The sequence below is a fragment of the Metallococcus carri genome (genome assembly GCF_011440275.1).
GTDB lineage: Bacteria > Actinomycetota > Actinomycetes > Actinomycetales > Dermatophilaceae > Metallococcus > Metallococcus carri.
In genome coordinates this window covers 12,396-32,481 of the sequence record NZ_JAAOIV010000014.1, presented here as the reverse complement: position 1 = coordinate 32,481, position 20,086 = coordinate 12,396, and the positions used below count along the sequence as shown (strand labels likewise).

At 69.1% G+C, this 20,086-nt stretch carries 20 protein-coding genes; 3 read left to right on the top strand and 17 right to left on the bottom strand.

From position 1 onward, the window contains the following. Positions 1-69: 69 nt before the first annotated feature. The 6 genes from G9U51_RS16125 to G9U51_RS16100 form a co-directional block, all read right to left on the bottom strand. Positions 70-477, bottom strand: coding sequence for a type II toxin-antitoxin system VapC family toxin (locus G9U51_RS16125; protein ID WP_166198464.1), 408 nt, complete (start codon positions 475-477; stop codon positions 70-72). Further along, on the bottom strand, positions 474-707 hold the full coding sequence (locus G9U51_RS16120) for an antitoxin VapB family protein (protein WP_166198462.1): 234 nt from the start codon (positions 705-707) through the stop codon (positions 474-476). The genes G9U51_RS16125 and G9U51_RS16120 overlap by 4 nt, the downstream gene beginning before the upstream one ends. Before the next feature lie 71 nt (positions 708-778). Next, a complete protein-coding gene (locus G9U51_RS16115; RefSeq protein ID WP_166198460.1) occupies positions 779-1,186 on the bottom strand; it encodes a PPOX class F420-dependent oxidoreductase in 408 nt (135 codons plus the stop codon). Positions 1,187-1,198: 12 nt separating this feature from the next. Then, the gene (locus G9U51_RS16110) at positions 1,199-1,831 is read right to left on the bottom strand and encodes an AmiS/UreI family transporter (protein WP_166198458.1); all 633 of its coding nucleotides are present in this window, start codon (positions 1,829-1,831) and stop codon (positions 1,199-1,201) included. Between the two features lie 61 nt (positions 1,832-1,892). Continuing rightward, the gene (locus G9U51_RS16105) at positions 1,893-3,092 is read right to left on the bottom strand and encodes an acetamidase/formamidase family protein (protein ID WP_171715587.1); all 1,200 of its coding nucleotides are present in this window, start codon (positions 3,090-3,092) and stop codon (positions 1,893-1,895) included. A gap of 85 nt (positions 3,093-3,177) precedes the next feature. After that, positions 3,178-3,549, bottom strand: coding sequence for a MarR family winged helix-turn-helix transcriptional regulator (locus tag G9U51_RS16100; RefSeq protein ID WP_328823521.1), 372 nt, complete (start codon positions 3,547-3,549; stop codon positions 3,178-3,180). Between the two features lie 223 nt (positions 3,550-3,772). Here G9U51_RS16100 and G9U51_RS16095 point away from each other — a divergent pair, with 223 nt between their 5' ends. Further along, positions 3,773-4,837, top strand: coding sequence for a substrate-binding domain-containing protein (locus G9U51_RS16095; RefSeq protein ID WP_166198454.1), 1,065 nt, complete (start codon positions 3,773-3,775; stop codon positions 4,835-4,837). A gap of 171 nt (positions 4,838-5,008) precedes the next feature. Here the strand turns inward: G9U51_RS16095 and dnaB are convergent, their stop codons facing one another. The 5 genes from dnaB to G9U51_RS16070 form a co-directional block, all read right to left on the bottom strand. Beyond that, on the bottom strand, positions 5,009-6,391 hold the full coding sequence (gene dnaB / locus G9U51_RS16090; RefSeq protein WP_407941449.1) for a replicative DNA helicase: 1,383 nt from the start codon (positions 6,389-6,391) through the stop codon (positions 5,009-5,011). Between the two features lie 233 nt (positions 6,392-6,624). Beyond that, positions 6,625-7,896: a chloride channel protein gene (locus tag G9U51_RS16085; RefSeq protein WP_166198450.1), complete on the bottom strand. Its 1,272-nt coding sequence runs from the start codon at positions 7,894-7,896 to the stop codon at positions 6,625-6,627. A 73-nt stretch (positions 7,897-7,969) separates the two neighbouring features. Further along, a complete protein-coding gene (locus G9U51_RS16080; protein ID WP_166198448.1) occupies positions 7,970-9,157 on the bottom strand; it encodes a peptidoglycan DD-metalloendopeptidase family protein in 1,188 nt (395 codons plus the stop codon). Between the two features lie 8 nt (positions 9,158-9,165). Next, positions 9,166-10,269, bottom strand: a complete 1,104-nt coding sequence (locus G9U51_RS17680; RefSeq protein ID WP_166198446.1) for a C40 family peptidase — start codon at positions 10,267-10,269, stop codon at positions 9,166-9,168. Positions 10,270-10,934: 665 nt separating this feature from the next. Then, positions 10,935-11,678 (bottom strand): C40 family peptidase, encoded by a 744-nt coding sequence (locus G9U51_RS16070; protein WP_166198444.1) that lies wholly within the window; start codon positions 11,676-11,678, stop codon positions 10,935-10,937. Positions 11,679-12,077: 399 nt separating this feature from the next. Between G9U51_RS16070 and G9U51_RS16065 the strand changes: the two genes are divergently transcribed. Further along, positions 12,078-13,415 (top strand): MATE family efflux transporter, encoded by a 1,338-nt coding sequence (locus G9U51_RS16065; RefSeq protein WP_328823516.1) that lies wholly within the window; start codon positions 12,078-12,080, stop codon positions 13,413-13,415. 194 nt (positions 13,416-13,609) lie between these two features. Here the strand turns inward: G9U51_RS16065 and rplI are convergent, their stop codons facing one another. The 6 genes from rplI to G9U51_RS16035 all read right to left on the bottom strand — a co-directional run bounded on the left by rplI (position 13,610) and on the right by G9U51_RS16035 (position 19,349). Continuing rightward, positions 13,610-14,059 carry a 50S ribosomal protein L9 gene (gene rplI, locus G9U51_RS16060; protein WP_166198440.1) on the bottom strand — a complete coding sequence of 150 codons (450 nt, stop codon included), beginning with the start codon at positions 14,057-14,059 and terminating at the stop codon, positions 13,610-13,612. 86 nt (positions 14,060-14,145) lie between these two features. Then, a complete protein-coding gene (gene rpsR / locus G9U51_RS16055; protein ID WP_166198438.1) occupies positions 14,146-14,382 on the bottom strand; it encodes a 30S ribosomal protein S18 in 237 nt (78 codons plus the stop codon). Positions 14,383-14,594: 212 nt separating this feature from the next. Then, positions 14,595-15,200 carry a single-stranded DNA-binding protein gene (locus tag G9U51_RS16050; protein ID WP_166198436.1) on the bottom strand — a complete coding sequence of 202 codons (606 nt, stop codon included), beginning with the start codon at positions 15,198-15,200 and terminating at the stop codon, positions 14,595-14,597. A 19-nt stretch (positions 15,201-15,219) separates the two neighbouring features. Continuing rightward, on the bottom strand, positions 15,220-15,507 hold the full coding sequence (rpsF, locus tag G9U51_RS16045) for a 30S ribosomal protein S6 (protein WP_166198434.1): 288 nt from the start codon (positions 15,505-15,507) through the stop codon (positions 15,220-15,222). A 115-nt stretch (positions 15,508-15,622) separates the two neighbouring features. Further along, positions 15,623-17,065 carry a glycosyltransferase 87 family protein gene (locus G9U51_RS16040; RefSeq protein ID WP_166198432.1) on the bottom strand — a complete coding sequence of 481 codons (1,443 nt, stop codon included), beginning with the start codon at positions 17,063-17,065 and terminating at the stop codon, positions 15,623-15,625. Positions 17,066-17,075: 10 nt separating this feature from the next. Beyond that, the gene (locus G9U51_RS16035; RefSeq protein WP_166198430.1) at positions 17,076-19,349 is read right to left on the bottom strand and encodes a transglycosylase domain-containing protein; all 2,274 of its coding nucleotides are present in this window, start codon (positions 19,347-19,349) and stop codon (positions 17,076-17,078) included. A gap of 151 nt (positions 19,350-19,500) precedes the next feature. Here G9U51_RS16035 and G9U51_RS16030 point away from each other — a divergent pair, with 151 nt between their 5' ends. Continuing rightward, the gene (locus G9U51_RS16030) at positions 19,501-20,079 is read left to right on the top strand and encodes a PadR family transcriptional regulator (protein WP_166198428.1); all 579 of its coding nucleotides are present in this window, start codon (positions 19,501-19,503) and stop codon (positions 20,077-20,079) included. The last annotated feature ends 7 nt before the right edge of the window (positions 20,080-20,086 follow it).

Here is a 20,086-nt window from a genome sequence, read left to right as displayed (position 1 = left end):
CGCGAGGTGGGCACGAGAGTCGCAAACGACACCTTTGCGGACGATTGCGACACGGCGGGGCCGGCTGGTTCAGTAGCCCAGGACGCGCAGACCCACAATCCGCGAGAAATGCGCACGATTCGCGGTGAGCAGGGCAGCGTCGTGGTTGAGGGCCGTGCTCCCGATCAGCACGTCCATGGTGGCCAGCGGTGCGCCCTGCTGCGCGAGGCTCGCGTGAACGCGGGCGTAGGTCTCGGCGAGCCGCGAGTCCGGCTCGATGACGGGCAGCTCACCGAGGACCTGCAGCACGCGGCGGCGTTCCTTGTCCGGGTTGGCATGAAGCTCGGCTCCGACCAATAACTCCGCGAGGACGAAAACGCTCAGCCCCAGCGTCTCCCCCCGGTGCTCGGCGAGCCAGCGACGCGCGGGACCGTCCTGCCCCCGCCGGCCCTCCCGGATCGCATCAACGAGAAAGGTCGTGTCGAGGTGGATCGTCACCAGCGCGGTTCCCGGACCGGGTGATTGCGGCGGTCGGCGATGGTGGCATCGGCCGCCTCCAGCGTCTCCTCCGACACCTCGACGGCATCCAGCGAGGCGAGCAGGTCGCCGGCCGTGGCACCGGGAGCTGGCAGGTACTTCTTGATCACCTGGGAGAACGAGTCTCCGTCCTTCAAGCGGCTGAGCCGCTCGTAGGCCTCCAGGTCGATGGTGATCGTCTTGACAGCCATGCACTTAGCGTACACGGACGGCGTTACGCGACGGGCCGCTCACGTCCACTGACCAGCGGCGCCCGTCCCTCTTAGCCGGCTGGCGTGGGGTCGATGATCACCACGGGGCGCGGCTTGGCCCGACCCTGACGGACGATCCGCTCGATGAGCAGGACCACCCGCCACTGCAGGCGGTATTTGGCGAGCAGACGCTTCTCGGCGGCGCGGCGCACTTCCGGGTCGCGGCTGACTTCCGCGATCCCTTCGATCACAGTCGTGCCCGGCGTGGGCGCGCCTCGACGTGAACACGGTTGAAGCGTGACGCGCTGGGTGTGGGCGAGCCGCTTGAGCTTGCCCGTGCCCTCGGGCGTGCTGACCACCAGGCGTCCGTCGAGCGCGGCCACCCACACCGGCGTCGGCACGGCTCGCCCATCGCGCCGAAAGGTGGTGAGCAGGACGAAGTCCTCCGTCGCCAAGGCCTGAAAGGTCTGAACCGTCATGCCAAGATTTTGTCAGCGCGTGCATGCCCGGGCGGGCGTCGCCGCGGGCTCGGCCCGGCGCATCGAGGCCTTGGTGCTCAGCCAGAGCCCAACCAGACCCACCAACGCCACGACACCGGCCACCAGTGCCGCCGTCGCCGTCTCGGACCAGTAGCCGTTGAGGATCAGCCAGGCGGGCACCGCCGCGGTGACCACACCCTCGAGCACGGCCAGCGCGCCGGTGAACCGGACCAGGCCGGCGAAACCCAGGGCGAGGACCAGGAAGAAGAGCAACCACAGCAGCGCCCAGAGCACCCAGATCACCGCGAAGACCGGCGCCCCCGCACGCAGGTTGACGACGGCATACGCGAGGGCGGCGACTGCGACGAAGAGGCTGAACCAGCCCAGGCCCTCATCGGGCAGCCCCGCGAGGGCGTTGATGCCGACCCACAGATAGGTGAAGCCGAACAGATACAGCCCCGCGGCCGCCAGAATCGCGTCCGGTGCACCTCCGGAGGTCATCACGAGATAGGTCGGGGTGACCACCTGCAGGGTGCCGACGAACAGGTTGAGCGGGGCGGCGCCCCGTGGCGTGACGCAACCGAGCAGCATCACTCCGTTGAGCACCAGCACGGCGCCGACATAGAAAAGACCGACCGCGGACATTCCCACTCCTTCGGATGGCCACGGTGGCCGACGCGGGGGCGCGTCGGCCACCGGGCGCGGGTCACTTCGGCAGGATGTCCTGGTCGAAGATGTCCAGCGGCAGTTTCAGGGTCACCGCCGCGTTGGGGATGTCCACGATCCCGCCGATGTGCATCTCGCACGGGGCGACGCTGATGATCGTGTAGGCCTGCTCGGGGGTGTAGCCGAACTTCGTGAGGTACTCGATGCACTGCTCGACCGCCTGCACCGCGGCCATCGTCGAGTCGAGATAGCGCTGCTCCTCGCCGGTGGCCGAGAGCCCGGTGAAGCTGAGGTAGCGGGTGCCGAAGTTCGGGTCGATCGGCGAGGGGCGGAGCATCGGGGTCTTGATGCCGTACTTCGCCATACCGTCCTTGATGACGCCGAAGCGATACCAACCGACGCCGTCCATCTCGATGGCGTTCCACGTGATCTCACCGTCGCCCTCGGCGAAGTGGAAGTCGCCGGTGGAGAACAGCGCGCCGTCGACGAACGCGGGGAAGTAGACCCGCGAGCCGCGCGAGAGGTTCTTGATGTCGAGGTTGCCGCCGTTCTCGCGCGGTGGCACCGTGCGAGCCGCGGTCTCGGCGACCCGCTCCCACTCCTTGCCCTCCAGAGTGCGCAGCACAGCGGTGTCGCGGGCATCCGCCCTCGGGCCGGCGAGGCCCTGCTCGATCAGCGGGTCCTCCCGGCGGTTCCACTGGTCGAGGAGCTGCTGCGAGGGTGCGACGCCGATGACGCCGGGGTGGCTGATGGCGGGAATCTCCACCCCGGGGATCATCCGACTCGTGGCGTAGGTGCCGTGCAGGTCCCAGACCGTCTTGTATCCGCCGGGGAACCGGTCGGCCAGCGGCCCACCCATGCCGGGAAGGATGTTGGAGTAGCCGATGCCCGAGAGCGGCTGGATGTCGAGCACGTCGACGACGAGCAGGTCGCCGGCCTTGACGCCGTCGACCTTGATCGGTCCGGCCATCGGGTGCGTACGGGTCAGATCGAAGTCGCGGATGTCCTGGTCGTCGTCGACGTCCTTGAGCTGATAGTCGTCGTAGCCGCCGGCCTCGAGGATGACCTCGTCGCCGAGCCCGACCTCGTAGAGCGGCGGAATGTCCGGGTGCCAGCGGTTGTGCCCGAGCTCCTTCTGCTCGGCGAGGGGGACGCCCACCTCGCAGCGGAACCGCTTCACCCCGAGGTCACGGTCCGGGAAACGCGAGACGCCTGACGTCGTGAAATCCGTGTTCGACATCGTTGTCGACCTCCATTCGAGTAGGTGGAGGTGACGTTACTTCCATTTGGAACTACCTGGCAAGGGGCCTCGCACGACCGTCCGGTCAACCCTTGGCGAGCGCGCGCTGCACGGCCTCCAGCTCCCAGCTGTCAGCGGCACCGAAGACCTCCCGCAGCATCTCGTGCACGCCCGACTGGTGCTCGTCGATGAACGCCTCACCGCGCTCGGTCAAGCGCAGCCCGACACGGCGGCGGTCGGCGGGGTCCAGCACCCGATAGACGAAGTTCCGGTCGACAAGGCGGTCCATGTGACGAGTGAGTGTCGGGGCCGGAAGTCCTGTGCCCACAGCGATCTCGGACATCCCCGAACTGGGAGACGAGGCCACGAAGTCGAGGATGAACCAATGGGCCGCCGCCAGCTCCGTGCCGGACAGGGCCTTGGAGACCGCGCGCTCGGCGTGATGGGCGCGCGCCACGAGCAGTGCCGCGACGACGGGCAAGCTCCGCTCGGGTGATGTCGACTGTGCCGACCCAGCCGACCCTGCAGGATGCGACCGGCCCACCGGAGCGTGGCGACCGCTCACGACTCACCTCCCTTGCTCGAACCGGGGCGTCCCCGCGATCATTTGCCTGACGCTAATCCTTCCATATGGAGGTGACGACCGTAGGATGAGGACGGATCCCGAGAGGGGGAGCGCCATGGACCGGCCATTCACGATCGCGCTCGCCATTCCCCTGCAAGGCCCGGGAGGCATCTTCGGCCCGAGTTGCGAGCTGGTCGCGCGCCTGGCCAGTGAGCAGCTCAACGCGGCGGCCGGCCTTCTCGGCCGTGAGGTGCGTCTGCACGTCGTCGACGCCGGCGCCCCGCCCCGCCAGGTCGCGACTGAGCTGCAGTTCATGGCCCGCTCCGGTTTCATCGACGCGGTGACGGGCTGGCACATCTCCTCGGTCCGCGAGGTGGTCGCACCGGCACTGCCCGACGCGATCCCCTACCTCTACACCTCGCTGCACGAGGGCGGTCGTCCCGGCGGTGCCATCCTCGTCGGCGAGCACCCCTCGAGCCAGGTCATCCCGGCGCTGGCCTGGCTGCGCCGCGAGATCGGACTGACTCGTTGGGCGGTCATTGGCTCGGACTACGTCTGGCCGCGCGGCACGGCCGCGACGGTCAGCGCCTCTGCCGGCGCGGCGGAGATCGAGATCGTCCGCGAGGAGTTCGTGCCCTACGGCTGCGCCGACTTCCGGCCGGCCATCGAGCGGATCCGACGCACCACAGCCCAGGCGGTACTCATGCTCCTGGTCGGCCGTGACGCGGTGCTCTTCAACCGGCAGTTCGCCGCTGCCGGCCTCGCCGACCGCCTCTCCCGCTTCACCCCGCTCATGGAGGAGAACATGCTTCTCGCCTCCGGGGCCGAGTCGACCCGCAACCTCTTCGTCGCGGCGGCCTACTTCTCGTCCTTGACCACCACGAGCGCACTCGACTTGGTCGGTGAGTATGCCGGCCGGTTCGGTCCCAGCGCGCCCGTGCTGAACAACGAGGCTGAGTCCTGTTACGAGGGGATTCTGGCCCTGGCCGCAGCGGTGCGGGCCGCGGGCTCCGGCGACGGCACCGCGATCAGAGCCGCCGCCCTGACCGGGTTCAGCTATGAGGGCCCACGCGGGACGGTCCGGGTCGGATCGGCCGGAAGCGACCAGGACATCTACATCGCGCGGGCGAGCGGCTACGAGTTCGAGGTGATGGACGCCCTGACCGCCCCGGCGCGGTGAATCACGTCTAAGCACGTCCACCGTCGGAAGTAGAGCTGATTCGGGCTTGAGCGGGCGCTGCTGCCGTCGGTCGATCTTGCATTGTGCTGCTCATCGACGGGTGCTTGCGCAAAATATCCCGTGCGGGGTCCTGCAATCTTTGCTGCATCCCGACAGGTCCCGACACCTGGGCTAGAAGTTCTGGGCCATGTCGGCGAACTTGGAGTAGTGGCCCTTGAAGGCCACCACGATCGTGTCCGTGGGGCCATTGCGGTGCTTGGCGACGATGATGTCGGCCTCGCCGGCGCGCTCGGATTCCTTGTTGAAGGTGTCCTCGCGGTGCAGCAGCATCACCACGTCCGCGTCCTGCTCGATCGAGCCCGATTCGCGAAGGTCGGACATCTGGGGGCGCTTGTCGGTGCGCTGCTCGGGGCCACGGTTCAGCTGGGAGATCGCGATCACCGGCACCTCGAGCTCCTTGGCGAGCAGCTTCAGCGCACGCGAGAACTCCGACACCTCCTGCTGGCGCGACTCGACCCGTTTGCCGGACGACATCAGCTGCAGATAGTCGATCACCACGAGTTTGAGGTTGTGCCGCTCCTTCAACCGGCGGCATTTGGAGCGGATCTCCATCAGCGACATATTCGGGCTGTCGTCGATGAACAGCGGGGCGTCAGCGATCCGGCCCATCGTCGAGGCCATTTTGGTCCAGTCTTCGTCGCGCATCTGGCCTTTGCGCATGTGCTGCAACTGGATCTCCGCCTCCGCCGACAGCAGACGCATGGTGATCTCGCTCTTGCTCATCTCCAGGCTGAAAATGACCGAGGTCATATTGTTCTTGATCGAGGCCGAGCGCGCGATATCCAGGCCCAGGGTCGACTTGCCGACCGCCGGACGGGCCGCGAGCACAATCATCTGCCCCGGGTGCAAACCATTGGTCAAGGTGTCCAGATCGGCGAAACCCGTTGGCACACCGGTAAGTTCGCCCGAATGCGAGGACGCCGCCTCGATCTCGTCGGCGGTCGCCTCGATGACGTCGCCCAGCCGGACGTAATCCTCGGCGTCCTTGCCGGTCGACACCCCGAAGATCTCCGCCTGCGCCTGATTGACCAGGTCGACGACATCGCCACCCTCGGGCGCATACCCCAGCTGCACGATCTTGGTGCCAGCCTGCACCAACCGCCGGAGCACCGCACGCTCGGCCACAATCTCCGCGTAATAACCGGCATTCGCCGCCGTCGGCACCGACTGGATCAGCTCGTGCAGATAAGCCTGCCCACCGATTCGCTGCAGCTCGCCACGCTTATTGAGCTCATCGGCGACCGTGATCGCATCGGCCGGCTCGCCGCGACCGTAGAGCTCGATGATCGCTTCATAGATCGACTCATGCGCCGGGAAATAGAAGTCCCGCCCGTTGAGCTCCTCGGCCGCATCGGCGATCGCGTCCTTCGACAGCAGCATGCCGCCCAGCACCGACTGCTCCGCGCCGCGATCCTGCGGGGGCACCATGCCCGGCGCTTCCCGGCCACCCGGCGCACCACCGGCATACACGCTCTCCAGGTCGTCGATCGACACCCGAATGGCCCCTTCCCGTCCCATCAGTCACGTCCGCACCAGTGCAGCACTCGGCACCGACAGACTCCGCGGACGCACGCTAGGTGCGCGATCGACCACACGGCAAACACGGTTTTCCACAGGACTTTTCACAGGCCTGGGGAAAACCGGCAAAGACCCAGGGAACCCTTGTGGATAAGCCCTGTGGAGAACTGTGCACAACCCGCTGACCTGCACAAACAGTGAATTTCGGGTCACCTGCCGCATGTCCGTATGCCGAGACGCCGGGCACTCCCGCGGCCGATTCCAGTCCCGATTCCCACCCCGATACACACCAGCACCAACAGCACCGCCACCCACCACGCCGGCCGGGTCAACTCCACCGCGAAGGCTGCCGCGAACCATGGCGCCCGCTCACACGCGGCCAGTACCGCCGCACCGGTCAGCATCGCCCACACCGCCACCGCCGAGGAGGCGCCTGCCGAGGGGGAGCCCGCCGAGAATGCCCCCGCGAGCGCCGCGAGGGCACCACCACACGCCGCTCCGACGGCCAGCGACGGCGTCAACAACCCACCGGTCGCCCCGCCGCGCAAGTACGCCAGCGTCATCACCGGCTTGGCGACCGCCAGCCCGGCCAGCATCAGCAGCGACGCCTGTCCGGCGAGCACCGCCTGCACGATCGCCTTGCCATTGCCTGCCACCGCCGGCAAGCCCAGCGTCACCACACCGAGCAGCAGACCGACCAACCCCAGCAGCACCGGCAGCCGCCACGACGGCACCGGTCGCCGCGCCGCGACCATCGCCCGGTCCGCGAGGACACGCAGCGCCGGCCCCACAACCACCCCGACCATCACCGCCACCGGGACGCCCGCGAGCGCCCACCACGAAAGCGTCACCCGGGGCCAGTCATAGGTCACCTCGTCGCGGGTCACCGGCCAGGCCGTCAGCGTCGCGATGACCGACACCGCGAGCGCCACCAGAGCCCACCGCCACCGCCAGCGCCGCAGCACCAGCTCCATCGCGAAGATCGCGCCCGCGACCGGCGTCGTATAGACCGCGGCGAGCCCACCTCCCGCGGCCGCCGCGACCAGGACCGTATGCCGGGAGCCCCCGGCCCGCAGCACCCAGCCGGCCAACCCCGCCGCCAGCTGACGCGGCGCGCCCTCACGCCCCACCGAGGCGCCCGAACCGACCGCGAGGACCTGCAGGACACCGTCGGCGGCGGCCACCCCGGCCGAACGGCCACTGACGCCACCGGCCGCCAACGACCGCACGCTCGGCACGGCATACCGTCGGCGCAGCCACCACCACCCGGCGCCCGCGAGCGCGCCACCCAGGGTCGGCGCGAGCAGGCGCCGCCATACCGGAGCGGTCGCAACCGCATGCCCGAAGGTGCCCGACGCATATCCGAAGAGCAGGTGCTCGACGGCCTGCAGCAGGACGGTGAGCGCTGCGCCGGCGCAGCCGGCCAGCACCCCGGTGAGCAGCACCTGCCCGGCGAGCACGAGCAGGCGGTGAGGCGACACGACGAGAGCCTCTCACGGGCACCGAAAGCGGCCCCCTCGACAACGAGAGGGCCGCCGACGCGACAGACCGGCTTCAGCCGCCGTTCTGGCTGGTGATCACCGTGCCGGAGGGATAGCTCGTGCCGCGCTCCACCGTCGGCATGGTCGCCGCGCTGTACCACGACGAGCACTTGAGCAGGTCGAAGTGCAGGTGCGGCCCGGAGCTATTACCCGAGTTCCCGGACGCCGCGACCCGCTGACCCTGCGCGACCGCCTGACCCGGCACGACCGAATAGGACGACAGGTGGAAATACACCTGGCACAGGCCCGAGGCGTCCTGGATCAGCACGTAGTTGCCGCCGCCGGCCGAGGTGTAGCCGGTCGACTTCACCACGCCGCCGCGCGCCGCCAGCACCGGGGTGCCGATCGGCATCGACACGTCCACCGCATTGTCGTTCCACACCGAGTTGTGCGAGTAGGTCCCGTTCGGTCCCTGACTGATCCGGTAGCTCGCGCCCTTGCTCCACGGCAGCTTGTATGCCGCATTCGGGTTGCCGACCGGGTCCGGCGCCGGCGGCGGGGTGGGCGTGGGTGGCGGCGGGGCAGGCGTGCTGCCGCCGCCGGTGTTGCACGGGAAACCACCGAGCGAGGTCCAGGTGGCCGAGTCCACCGCTCCGGTCACGGCGAGGCCGTGAGCCGACTGGTAGGACTTCACCCGGGTCAGGGTCGCCGGGCCGAACGAACCGTCCACCGCCAGACCGCCCAGGCGCTGCTGTGCGGTCGAGACCAGCGAACCGGTCGAGCCGTATCGCAACACGGTCACCGTGCACGAGCCGGTGGGCGGCGGCGTCACGGTGGGGAAGCCGCCCAGGGCATCCCAGGTGTTCGGCCCGATCAGGCCGTCGACATACAGCCCGTGCGCGGCCTGGAAGGACTTCACCCGGGCCAGCGTTGCCGGACCGAACGAACCGTCGACCACCAAACCACCGAGCCGCTGCTGCGCTGTGCGCACCAGCGAGCCGGTGTCGCCATACCGCAGCCACACGACATTAGCTGTCGTGGCCGTCTTGACCGCTGGCGCGGCGCTCGGGGCCACCGCCTGCGGGGCGGCGGTCCACTGAGCGGTCGGACCCGCGGTGGCACCCGCGGGCGCCACGACGGCGACCGTGGGGATGCCGGCTGCCGCACCCGCGGCCGCCAGGCGACGCGGGGCGACATACGGGGCCACGCCGGCAAGAGCCGACGGCCGGGACTTCGCGTGCCGGGGAGCCGGCGTCGTCACCGCGCCCATCAGCCGGCGTAGTGGCCGTAACCGGCCGGGGTGTTGTAGATGGGCTGGATGCGGGTCACGGCACCCGGGTACGGCGAGGCGATCATCTGGTTGTTCCCCAGGTAGATGCCCACGTGGTAGGCCGGGAAGCCGAAGAAGACCAGGTCACCCGGCACCGGGTTGGACGTGCGCGGCAGCGCCGCCTGCTGCATCGACGCGGTGCGCGGGATCGTCATACCGGCCTTGGCGTAGACGTACTGCGTCAGGCCCGAGCAGTCGAAGCCGGACGGGCTCGCGCCACCCCACACATAGGGCACGCCGAGGTACTGCTTGGCGATCGACACCGCGAGGTCTTGCTTGCTCTGAGTGGGCGGCGGCGGGGTCGGCGCCGGCGGAGGCGTCGGTGTGGGCGGCGGGGTCGGTGTCGGCGGCGGGGTCGGCGCCGGAGGCGGGGTGGTGCCATTGCACGGGAAGCCCCCGAGCTTGGCCCAGGTCGCCGCGTCCACGGCGCCGGTCACGGTCAGGCCGTGGGCCGACTGGTAGGACTTCACCCGGGCGAGGGTCGCCGGGCCGAAGGACCCGTCAACCACCAGGCCGCCGAGCCGCTGCTGTGCCGTCGACACCAGCGAGCCGGTGGACCCATAGCGCAGCACGGTCACCGTGCACGAGCCCGTCGGCGGCGGGGTGGGCGTCGGCGTCGTGCTGGGGAATCCGCCGAGGGCATTCCAGGTGTTGGGGCCGATCAGGCCGTCGACATACAACCCGTGTGCGGCCTGGAAGGACTTCACCCGGGCGAGGGTCGCCGGACCGAACGAACCGTCGACCTCCAGGCCACCGAGTCGCTGCTGGGCAATGCTCACCAGCGAACCGGTGTCGCCATACCGCAGCCACACGACATTGGTGGTGATGGTCGTCGCGAGGTGCGGGGTGGCCGGCACGGTGGCGGCCTGGGCGGCGCCGACGGCGGCGTCGGCCGGTGCCGCGATCGCGGCGCTCACGGCGGTCGCCGGCACGCTGAGCGCGGCGCCACCGAGGATGAGGGTCTTGCGGGTTGTGAGGGCGGGCGTGAACTTGGCGGCGATTCCCGGGCGCGCTTTTGCGTGCCGAGGGGCTGTCGTAGTCATGAGGCCTCTCGCTGGACGGTCGGACCCACGCACGGAGGGAGCGCAGGCACTGCTCGGCCGGACCTCGCACTCTTCCCCAAGCTCGAGATCACTAGCGCCCACTGCTCCCCCGCGGCGGACGTGGCCGCGACGACTATGCCGGGTGTCACACCTGTGTGGTACCTGAAACTTCTGAAACACGCGCGTCGGTCGTTGACTGTGTGACTCGTGTGACTTATGTGACTAACGCCGTTTTCTGGGGTCGAAGGGACCCCTGAGGGTGGATCAGCGTCATTCCAACGAAAATGCGGGCCTTGTACCACCCAGCCGGCCAGAGGCTTTCGAACGACACGCCGAAGCGTCTTTTTTTTGTAGTTATCTCGCGATCTGAGATATCCGGTCGAGCCGATCCAGGGCTGCCCGCGCCCGCTCGCACTGCGCTGTATGCCGAAACCGCAGGTCGCGGCCCTGCCGAGGGTCCTGCGGGGCCCGACGGGCGATGCTTGTGCGGCGCTCCAGACGACGCAGCCGCCGCGTCGGTTGGCTGCCGTCCACGTCGGTTGGCCGGCCCATCACGAGCGACAGGACACCGGCCGCCCCGGTGGCTTCGCCAGCAAAGCGCACCGCAAAGCAGCGGCCCCGTCCACCGAAACGGTGGACGGGGCCGAGATTGAAGCGGGAAGCGATCAGGCGCGACCGTAGGTCTTGTAACCCCAGATCTGCTTGATCGCGATCGAGGTGCCCGGCTTGGACGCCGCGATCTGCATGCCACCACCGACGTAGATGGCCACGTGGTAGGCGGGGAAGCCCGAGAACACCAGGTCGCCCGGCACCGGCGAGCTCACGCGGCGCACATAACGCTGCTGCGCGGACGCAGTGCGCGGGATGTAGATGCCGGCGCGCTTGTAGACATAGGAGGTGAAGCCGGAGCAGTCGAAGCCGGCCGGGGTCGAACCGCCCCAGACGTACGGAACGCCCTGGTACTGCTTGGCGATCGAGACGATCGCCGAGCTGCCCGAGCCGGACCGGCTCACCGGAGCGGTGCTGCCGCTGCGGTAACCCGGCTGGCCACCGAGGGCGCGCCAGGTCAGCGGACCGACGATGCCGTCCTGGACGAGACCGTGCGCACGCTGGAAGCGCTTGACCGCAGCAAGGGTGCGCGGACCGAACGAGCCGTCGACGGCGAGGCCGCCAACGCGCTGCTGGACGACGCGCACGTAGTAGCCGGTCTGGCCGTAGCGAACGACGACCACATGGGACGGGGAGGTCTTGACCGCAGCGGCGGTCGGGACCGGGGCCGCGGAGGCGGCCTCAGAAGCGGTGGGGATCACCACGGCCGCGGTAGCGGCGGCGATCAGACCGCGGCGAGCGGCCTTAGAACCGAAAACGCTCGGCTCGTGCTTGAGATGGCGGGGCTGGTAGGAACCCATCAGGACCCTTCGGCGGCTTGACGATTTGCTGACTCCAGCCGCGCGGGATCACCAGAGATTTCTGGGAAGCCCGCTCGGCCGACGCTCTTCGGCCCCCCGACCCTCCGTGCGCCCGTCTAGGTTGCCCGGCGTGGGCCAATTCGCCTAACCGGTTCGGCAAATTTCTCACCGGCTCGCCTGTGTCACCCGCGATGTCACGAGAAGGTCACTGCGCTCGGCGGTCGTGACCTTCCGTGACCTGTTCGTGATATTTCCCGCCATTCCGCGGCTCGCTGGAACCGGCAACAGCTCTTGCAGAATGCAACGGTGAGCCTGCCTCAGTGCTCATATTCTGAGACCTCAGTCGTCCAGATAATGGACCTGAGGGAACCTCCGATCCGGTCAGTGGCCAGATGGAGCGTGTCCCAGGTCACAACCGCCTCAGCGGTCACACCGGCTGCCGTCCTCCGGCTCGCGGTGCCCGCCTTCTTGACGCTGGTCGCCGAGCCGCTGTTCCTGCTCGCCGACAGTGCGATCGTCGGCCATCTGGGCACCGACGCGCTCGCCGCCCTCGGCGTTGCCTCGGTGGTCCTGCTCACCGCGGCCGGCGTCTTCATCTTCCTGGCCTACGCGACCACCGCCGTCGTGGCGCGCGCCCTGGGTGCGGGGTCGCCGGCCCGAGCCCTCGCCGCCGGCGTCGACGGTCTGTGGCTGTCCCTCGTCCTTGGTATGCCGACCGCTGGGCTCGTCGCGCTGTTCGCCCACCTGCTCGTCCGGCTCCTGGGCGCGGACGGGATCGTCGCGGACCTGGCCGCGACCTACTTACGGATCGGCGCGGCCGGCATACCGTCGCTGTTGGTGATCTCCGCGGCGACCGGCGTGTTGCGCGGATTCCGGGACACCCGCACGCCGCTGCTCGTGGCCACCGTCGGTTTCGCGGTCAACGGCGCGCTCAACTACTTGCTGGTCTACCCGGCCGGGCTCGGCATCGCCGGCTCAGCGCTCGGGACGCTCATCGCGCAGACCGGCGTCGCGGTGGCCTTCGCGGCCCTGGTGATCCGGCGGGCCCGGCACGAGGGCGCGCGGCTGAGCTTCCATCCGGCATCGGTGCTGGCTGCCGCCCGCAATGGCGCGCCCCTGCTGGTCCGCACCATCGCGCTGCGGGCCGCGTTCCTCGCGACCACCTGGGTCGCGGCCGGCTTCGGCGCAGTCGCGCTGGCCGCCCATCAGGTCGCCATGAATGTCTTCAACCTGCTCGCCTTCGCGCTCGACGCGCTCGCGATCGCGGCGCAAGCGCTCATCGGGCACGGGCTCGGTGCGGGCGCGGCCGCGGAGGCCCGGCGGGCGACCACCTTGATGACCCGGTGGGGCGGGTATGCCGGCGTCGGGCTCGGCTTGATCACCGCCGCCCTTGCCTGGGTGCTACCGCTGCTGTTCACGCCCGACCCGGGGGTGCGGCGCGCGCTCACCACCGCGTTGCTCGTGCTGGCCCTCACCCAGCCGATCGCCGGAATCGTCTTCGTCCTCGACGGGGTGCTGATGGGCGCCGGGGACAGCGTGATGCTCGCCTGGCTGCAGGTGGCTGCATTGGCGGCCTACCTGCCGGTGCTGCTGGTGGTGCGGGCCGCTGGGGGCGGACTCGGCGCCGCGGCGGCCCTCGCGGTGGTCTGGGCGGCGCTCGCGTGGTTCATGATGGCGCGCCTGCTCGGCCTGGTATGGCGTGCTCGCACCGACCGCTGGCTGGTCACCGGAGGCTGAGCGCGCGCACGTCGCGGAAGGCGACGGAAGGCGGCGGCAATAGCGACCGGATTCCTCTACGACGGGTGCCGTGGGCCGCGTCGCGATGGTGGTGGCAATAGCGACCGGATTCCTCTACTACGGGTGTAGCAAGCGCGCCCGCCCGGAACCGCGAGGTTCCGGGCGGGCGTGCGTGCGTGCGTGCGAGGGGTGACCTACTTGGACGGCACCACATTCACGGTGAGGGCGGCCTCGACCTCCGGGTGGAGGCGGACCGACACCTCGTACTCACCGAGCGTGCGGATCGGCGAGCCGATGTGGATGGTGCGGCGGTCGATGTCACCCGCGCCGGACTGCTGGATCGCCTCGGCGATCTCGGCCGTGGTGACGGCACCGAAGAGGCGGCCGGAGTCGCCGGCGCGCGCCGACAGGTTCACCTTGGAACCCTCCAGGCGGCCCTTCAGCGACTGGGCGTCTTCGAGCGACTTCACCGCGCGAGCCGCACGGGCCCGGGAGATGTCGTCGACCATCTTCTGTCCGCCCTTGGTCCACGGGGTGGCCAGCTTGCGCGGCAGCAGGTAGTTGCGCGCGTAGCCGTCCTTCACCTCGCAGACGTCACCGGCGGAGCCGAGCTTCGGAACCTCGTGAGTCAGGATGACCTTCATAATTCATCTGTCCTTCTGGTCTGAACACCCGTCCGGGGTCCCCGCGAAGTATCGGAGCGAGGGACGAGCGGAGAACTTCGTGGGGTTTAGCGAGCGGACGAGGAGTAGGGCAGCAGCGCCATCTCGCGGGCGTTCTTCACCGCGGTGGCGATCAGGCGCTGCTCCTGCACGGAGACGCCGGTCACGCGACGCGCGCGGATCTTGCCGCGGTCGGAGATGAACTTGCGCAGCAGCGCAACGTCCTTGTAATCGATGTTCTCGACCTTCGCCGCCTTCAGCGGGTTGGCCTTCTTCTTGGGCTTACGCACAACGGGCTTGGCCATCGTGGTGCTCTCCTTTGGTTCAGGTGAGCCCGAGCGGGTGCTCGGGATGGGTTGTTCTCTGGGTGTGATCTACGCCTCGGTGACGATGCCGACGAGCCGGAGCTCGCGACGGGTCGTCGGAGGAACCGAGGCAAAAGGCACCGCCTCGGTGACGATGCCGACGAGCCGGAGCTCGCGACGGTTCGTCGGAGGAGGAGCCGAGGCAAAAGACATCAGAACGGCGGTTCGTCGTAGGACGGGCCGGTGCTCCAGCCGCCCTGGCCGCCACCTTGGCCGCCCTGGCCGCCGGACTGCTGACCGCCGCCCTGCTGGCCACCGGATCCCCCGGTCGCCCACGGGTCGTCGGCCGGCTGGCCGCCGCCGTAACCGCCGGCGTTGCCGCCGCCGGATCCCTGGTTGCCGCCGAATCCCTGCTGCTGGCCGCCACCGAAGCCGCCACCGCCGCCACCGCGCTGGGTCTTGTTGACCTTCGCGGTGGCATAGCGCAGCGACGGGCCCACCTCGTCGACGTCCAACTCGACCACGGTGCGCTTCTCGCCTTCCTTGGTCTCGAAGGAGCGCGACTTCAGCCGGCCAGAGACGATGACGCGCGAGCCGCGTTGGAGCGACTCGGCGACATTCTCCGCGGCATCCCGCCATACCGAGCAGCGCATGAACAGCGTTTCGCCGTCCTTCCACTCGTTGGTCTGGCGGTCGAAGGTGCGCGGCGTCGAGGCCACCGTGAAGTTGGCGACCGCGGCCCCGGACGGGGTGAACCGCAGCTCCGGGTCCTGGGTGAGGTTGCCGATGATGGTGATGACGGTGTCGCCAGCAGCCATAGGAATCCTTAGGTCTCGATCAGGCGTCGACGCGCAGCAGCTTGGTGCGCAGCACGGACTCGTTGAGTCCGAGCTGACGGTCCAGCTCCTTGGCGGTCGCGGACTCGGCCGTCATGGTGACGACCGCGTAGATGCCCTCGGACTTCTTCTTGATGTCGTACGCCAGGCGGCGCCGACCCCAGATGTCGAGGTTGTCGACCTTGCCGCCGTCCTTGCTGACGACGGTGAGGAGCTTGTCGACCGTCGGCTGCACCGTGCGGTCGTCGAGCTCCGGGTCGAGGATGATCATCAGTTCGTACTGACGCATGCGTGAACCCAGCCTCCTTCGGTCTTGGGCGGTCACGGTCGGTCCGTGACAGGAGGGTCAATCGCGCGGCCGAGCCCCAGCCACGACGTGGCGAGCGCTCGGCAACCGGGTCAGTCTATGAGCGCGAGGTCGGCTCGGTCGAATTCGGAGCGTCACCTGTGGATGACTCGCCCGTGGTCTCGCCACCAACGGCGAACAACGCCCGGTGTTCGGCGTGCACCGCGGCGAGCTCGGCGTCCGCGGCCGCGGCGCCCTCGGGATCGAGGTGGTCATCGAGCTCTTCGGCGGTCTCCCACGCGAGCCAGGCGAGGCCGGCATACGCGATGAGCCGCACGAGCAGGAAGACGGTGTAAGCCGCGCTCGGCAAGCCCTTGCCGGGGTTGGCGCCGGCGGCGGCATACATCCAGACCATGACGAAGTAGACGATCTCGACCCCGGCCCACACCAGGTGATCGCGCCAGCGGACCGCGCACAGGGCGAGGAGCGGCAGCACCCACAAGCACGCCTGCACGGGCAGCGCCTTGCCGGTGGCGAGCACGATCACCAGCATGGTGAGGGCCAGCGGCGCGAGCGGCGTCTGCCGCGCCGGGCGCCGGGTCAGATAGACCCCGACGGCGATCGCCGCCGCCCAGCCGATCATCGCCAACCCGGTGGCGGTGGTCGCGCTCACCGGGTGCTTGACCATCGTCGGGATGAACCACGGCGAGCCGTATGCCGCAGCGGCGTCGAGCCAGCCGCCGTAGACCTGGAAGGGATTCCCGCCCCACAGGAACGCGATGCCGAGCGAGACCGCGATGGCGCCGGCCGCTGCGATCAGCAGCCGGGTGAGCTCGGCGCGACGGCCATCGCGCAGCGCGATCAACGCAATGGCGGCGACCAGGACGAGCGGATAGGTGCGGGCCATCGTGGCCAGGCCGAGCAAGACGCCGGCGAGCTCGGGGCGCCGGCGGTACCACGCCGCCATACCGAGGGTGGCCAGGCACACGCCGAAGACATCGAAGGAGACCAGCGCGGCGGTGATCAGCACCGGGCTGAGTGCGACATGGGCGGCCAGCCACGGGGTGCGCGGCAGCATCGCGGCGGTCGCCGCGACGGTCAGGCCGATGAGCACCGCGATGATCACCGCGGCGAAGGCGAAATACCGCTGCTGCTGGCCGAGGGCATCGCTCGCTGGAGTGATCTCGCGCACCGCCCACTGCAGCACCGCGGTGAGGACGGGCTGGTTGTGCCCGGGACCGCCGGAAGCCCACGGGCCGCCGGTCGCGGTCAGCCCGATCGGCAGGTCGGAATAGCAGGCGCGCCACAGCGATCCGGGCGAAGACCAGCCGCTGCGGACACAGTGGTTCTTCTGCAGCACGCCGAGCGCGACGAGCACGCTGGCGAGCGCCGAGAGGACCGCGACGGCATACCGCAGGCCGTGCCGGCCGACCGCGGCATACCGGCCGGTCGGTCCGCCCGCGAATTCGACCGCGGCCGCCGCGACGGCGTCACCGCGGGACGGCACGGTCAGCCGGTCGCGAACGGCCGGGTCGTGGTGGCCCGAGGGCGAGAGCGTCACGGGTCAGAAGCTATCCGGTCGGCACCGGAAGGCTCGGCGCGGTCGGGGTGGACCGCGCCGCGGGCGGGCTCGGCGTCGTCGTCGGCGCGCTCGGCGGCCGGGTCGAGGTCGCGGGGGGCGGCGCCGTCGAGGTCAGCGTGGGTGTGGCGGTCGAGCTCGGAGTAGTCGTGCTCGATGTGCTCGTCGGGCTGCTCGAGGTCGGCGTGCTGGTGGACGTGCTCGTCGTACTGCTGGTCGATGTGCTCGTCGAACTGCTCGGGGTCGAGGTGCTTGAGGGCGTCGTGGTGGTGGTTGTCGGCGGCGGCGCAACGCTGGTCGGCTCGGCGCCGCCTCCGTTGACATTGCCCGGTGCCGGCAGCTTCGCGACCGGCTCACCCTTGAGCGCGTTCTGCATGAAGTCGGCCCAGATCTGCGCCGGCACCGCCCCGCCGTAGAAGCTCGCACCGGCCGGCGCGAGCGACTGCGTGCCCGCGGTGGTGCCGGTGCCGGCATACATGCCGACCGAGGTGGTGAGCTGGTTCGGGGTGAACCCGGTGAACCACGCCGACTTGTAGCCGTCGGTCGTGCCGGTCTTGCCGCCCGCCGGCCGGGTGAAGCCCTGGACCGAGTTGTATGCCGTGCCGCCCGGCTTGAGCACGCCACTCATGGCGTTGGCGACATCGGCCGCGACCTTGCCGTCGAGGACCGGCTGCGTCGACGGCTTGGCCTCGTAGCTGTAGTCGCCGGCGACGCTCGACACCTTGGCGATGTAGTAGGGGTCGGCCTTGTTGCCGCCGGACCCGACGGTGCTGAAGGCGTTGGCCATGTCGGCAACCCGCACCGACGCCTCACCGAGGATGTTGGTGACATTGCCGTTGAGGCTGCCGCTGGTCGCCGGTATGCCGAGTTGCACCGCCGCATCGCGGGTCTTGGCCGGGCCCATCTTGACATTGAGGCGCAAGAACGAGGTGTTGACCGATTTGGCGAGTGCGGTGCGCAAGGTGATATTGCCGAACTGCTCGTCCTGGTCATTGCGCAGCGGCTTGGTGCCCGGAAGTTTCAGCGGGCTGGAACCGTCGAACCGGCTGTTGAGACTGAAGCCGTTCTCCAGCGCCGCGGTGAGGCCGAAGACCTTGAAGCTCGAGCCGCCCTGCATGCTCGCCTGGGTCGCCGAGCTGTATTGGTTCTTGGCGTAGTCGGCGCCGCCATACATCGCAACCACCGCGCCGTCCGGCTTCTGGGCGACCAGACCCACATTCAGCACCGGCTTATCCGGCGACTGCGGCGGCATATTGCGGTTGACCGCCCGCACGGCGGCTGCCTGGTCGTTCTTGTCGATCGTGGTGACGATCCGCAGGCCGCCGCGGTCGATGTCCTCATCGGTGAGTCGCAGCTTCTGTTTGAGTTCCGAGCGCACCGCGGCGGTGATGTAGCCGTTCGGGCCACCGGCATATTTGCGCGCCTTGATGCCCTGGACCTTGGGGTAGGTCTGCCGGTCCTTCTCCGCCTGGGTCATCCAACCCTGGGAGACCATGCCGGACAACACGTAGTCCATCCGGTAGCGGGTGCGCTCCTCGGCGGCCTGGCCGTTGGCCGGGTCGTAGTAGCCGGGCGCGTTGATGATCGAGGCGAGGAAGGCGCCTTCGCTCGGGTTGAGCTGGGAGACGTCCTTGTTGAAATAGGTCTTCGACGCAGCCTGGATGCCGTAGGCATTGCGGCCGAAATAGGTGTTGTTGAGGTAGTCCTGCAGAATCTGCTGCTTGGAGTATTTTTGGTCGATCTTCAAGGAGATGATGATCTCCTTGACCTTGCGGGTAACCGTGCGGTCCTGGGTCAAGAAATAGTTCTTGACGTATTGCTGAGTGATGGTCGAGCCGCCCTGCTCGCCCTTGCCAGTGAGCCCGTTCCACACCGCGCGCGCGATGCCGGTGGGCGAGACGCCGCGGTTCTTGTAAAAATTGCGGTCCTCGGCGGCGAGGAATTCGTATTGCACCGTTGTCGGGACCTTGGCCAGCGGAACGTCCTCTCGGTTGACCGTCGAGAAGCGATCCAGCTCGGTCTTGCCGTCGCTGTAGTAGATGATCGACAACTGCTTGTTGGCATCGGCATTCGGCTGCGGAACCTCGGTCCGCAGATAGATGACGATGAAAGCCGCCGCTCCGATCAGGAAAAGCAGGAAGAAACCGAGGAAGGCGCGCAGCAGCACAGTCACCCACAGGGGACGGCGGCGGGTGCGGCGGCGCCGCGTGCGACCGCCTGCAGGCGGCGTGGCGGCGGTCTCGCTGGTCGTGGGCCGGTCAGTCACGCCGGACATGCTAAGCCCGCGGGCTGTCCGCGAGGTCCATCCCGCAAGGCGGCCCCGGCATACGGGCTTGATGTATCGGATCGATACATCGTGAGGTAGGCTCACCCTGACAAAGTCACCGTTTGTCTGCATCGGGCGAGAGGAGCACGGTATGTCGCGACGCGGCGCCATCCTCGAGCTCGCCGTTCTCGGGCTGCTGCACGACGGGCCACTGCACGGATACGAGCTGCGCAAACAGCTGTCCGGTGTGCTCGGCGCGTTCCGTGCGGTCTCCTTCGGCTCGCTCTATCCCTGCCTGCGCTCGCTCGGCGACCGCGGCTGGGTGACCGAGCAGCACGAGGCGGGTGCGGGCAAGCGGGCGCGCATCACCTACCAGCTCACCGCGGAGGGCAAGGAGCACTTCCAGACGCTGATGAGCCGCACCGGGCCGGCGGCGTGGGAGGACGAAACCTTCGACGTCCACTTCGCCTTCTTCGGTATGGCGAGTCGCGACACCCGGCTGCGGATCCTCGAAGGTCGCCGCAGCCGGCTGGAGGAGCGACTCGACCTGGCCCGCGCGGCGGCGCGGGAGCGACGGGAGCGCGCCGATCGGTACACCGCAGAGCTGCACCAGCACGGCCTCGACTCCACCGAGCGCGAGGTCCGCTGGCTGTCCGAGCTCATCGAGACCGAACGCTCGAGCTACGGCTCGGGCGACGACAACCCCCCTGGCCGTCCGGCCGAGAACTGAGGAGAAA

What these genes read in the sequence shown, in the direction of transcription:
- G9U51_RS16110 (WP_166198458.1), bottom strand. Translation starts at nt 1,831, where the DNA reads ATGTCCGCGGTCGGTCTTTTCTATGTCGGCGCCGTGCTGGTGCTCAAC.
- G9U51_RS16095 (WP_166198454.1), top strand. Translation starts at nt 3,773, where the DNA reads ATGGACCGGCCATTCACGATCGCGCTCGCCATTCCCCTGCAAGGCCCG.
- rpsR (WP_166198438.1), bottom strand. Translation starts at nt 14,382, where the DNA reads ATGGCCAAGCCCGTTGTGCGTAAGCCCAAGAAGAAGGCCAACCCGCTG.
- G9U51_RS16120 (WP_166198462.1), bottom strand. Translation starts at nt 707, where the DNA reads ATGGCTGTCAAGACGATCACCATCGACCTGGAGGCCTACGAGCGGCTC.
- G9U51_RS16050 (WP_166198436.1), bottom strand. Translation starts at nt 15,200, where the DNA reads ATGGCTGCTGGCGACACCGTCATCACCATCATCGGCAACCTCACCCAG.
- G9U51_RS16070 (WP_166198444.1), bottom strand. Translation starts at nt 11,678, where the DNA reads ATGGGTTCCTACCAGCCCCGCCATCTCAAGCACGAGCCGAGCGTTTTC.
- G9U51_RS17680 (WP_166198446.1), bottom strand. Translation starts at nt 10,269, where the DNA reads ATGACTACGACAGCCCCTCGGCACGCAAAAGCGCGCCCGGGAATCGCC.
- rpsF (WP_166198434.1), bottom strand. Translation starts at nt 15,507, where the DNA reads ATGCGTCAGTACGAACTGATGATCATCCTCGACCCGGAGCTCGACGAC.
- G9U51_RS16115 (WP_166198460.1), bottom strand. Translation starts at nt 1,186, where the DNA reads ATGACGGTTCAGACCTTTCAGGCCTTGGCGACGGAGGACTTCGTCCTG.
- G9U51_RS16105 (WP_171715587.1), bottom strand. Translation starts at nt 3,092, where the DNA reads ATGTCGAACACGGATTTCACGACGTCAGGCGTCTCGCGTTTCCCGGAC.
- rplI (WP_166198440.1), bottom strand. Translation starts at nt 14,059, where the DNA reads ATGAAGGTCATCCTGACTCACGAGGTTCCGAAGCTCGGCTCCGCCGGT.
- G9U51_RS16030 (WP_166198428.1), top strand. Translation starts at nt 19,501, where the DNA reads ATGTCGCGACGCGGCGCCATCCTCGAGCTCGCCGTTCTCGGGCTGCTG.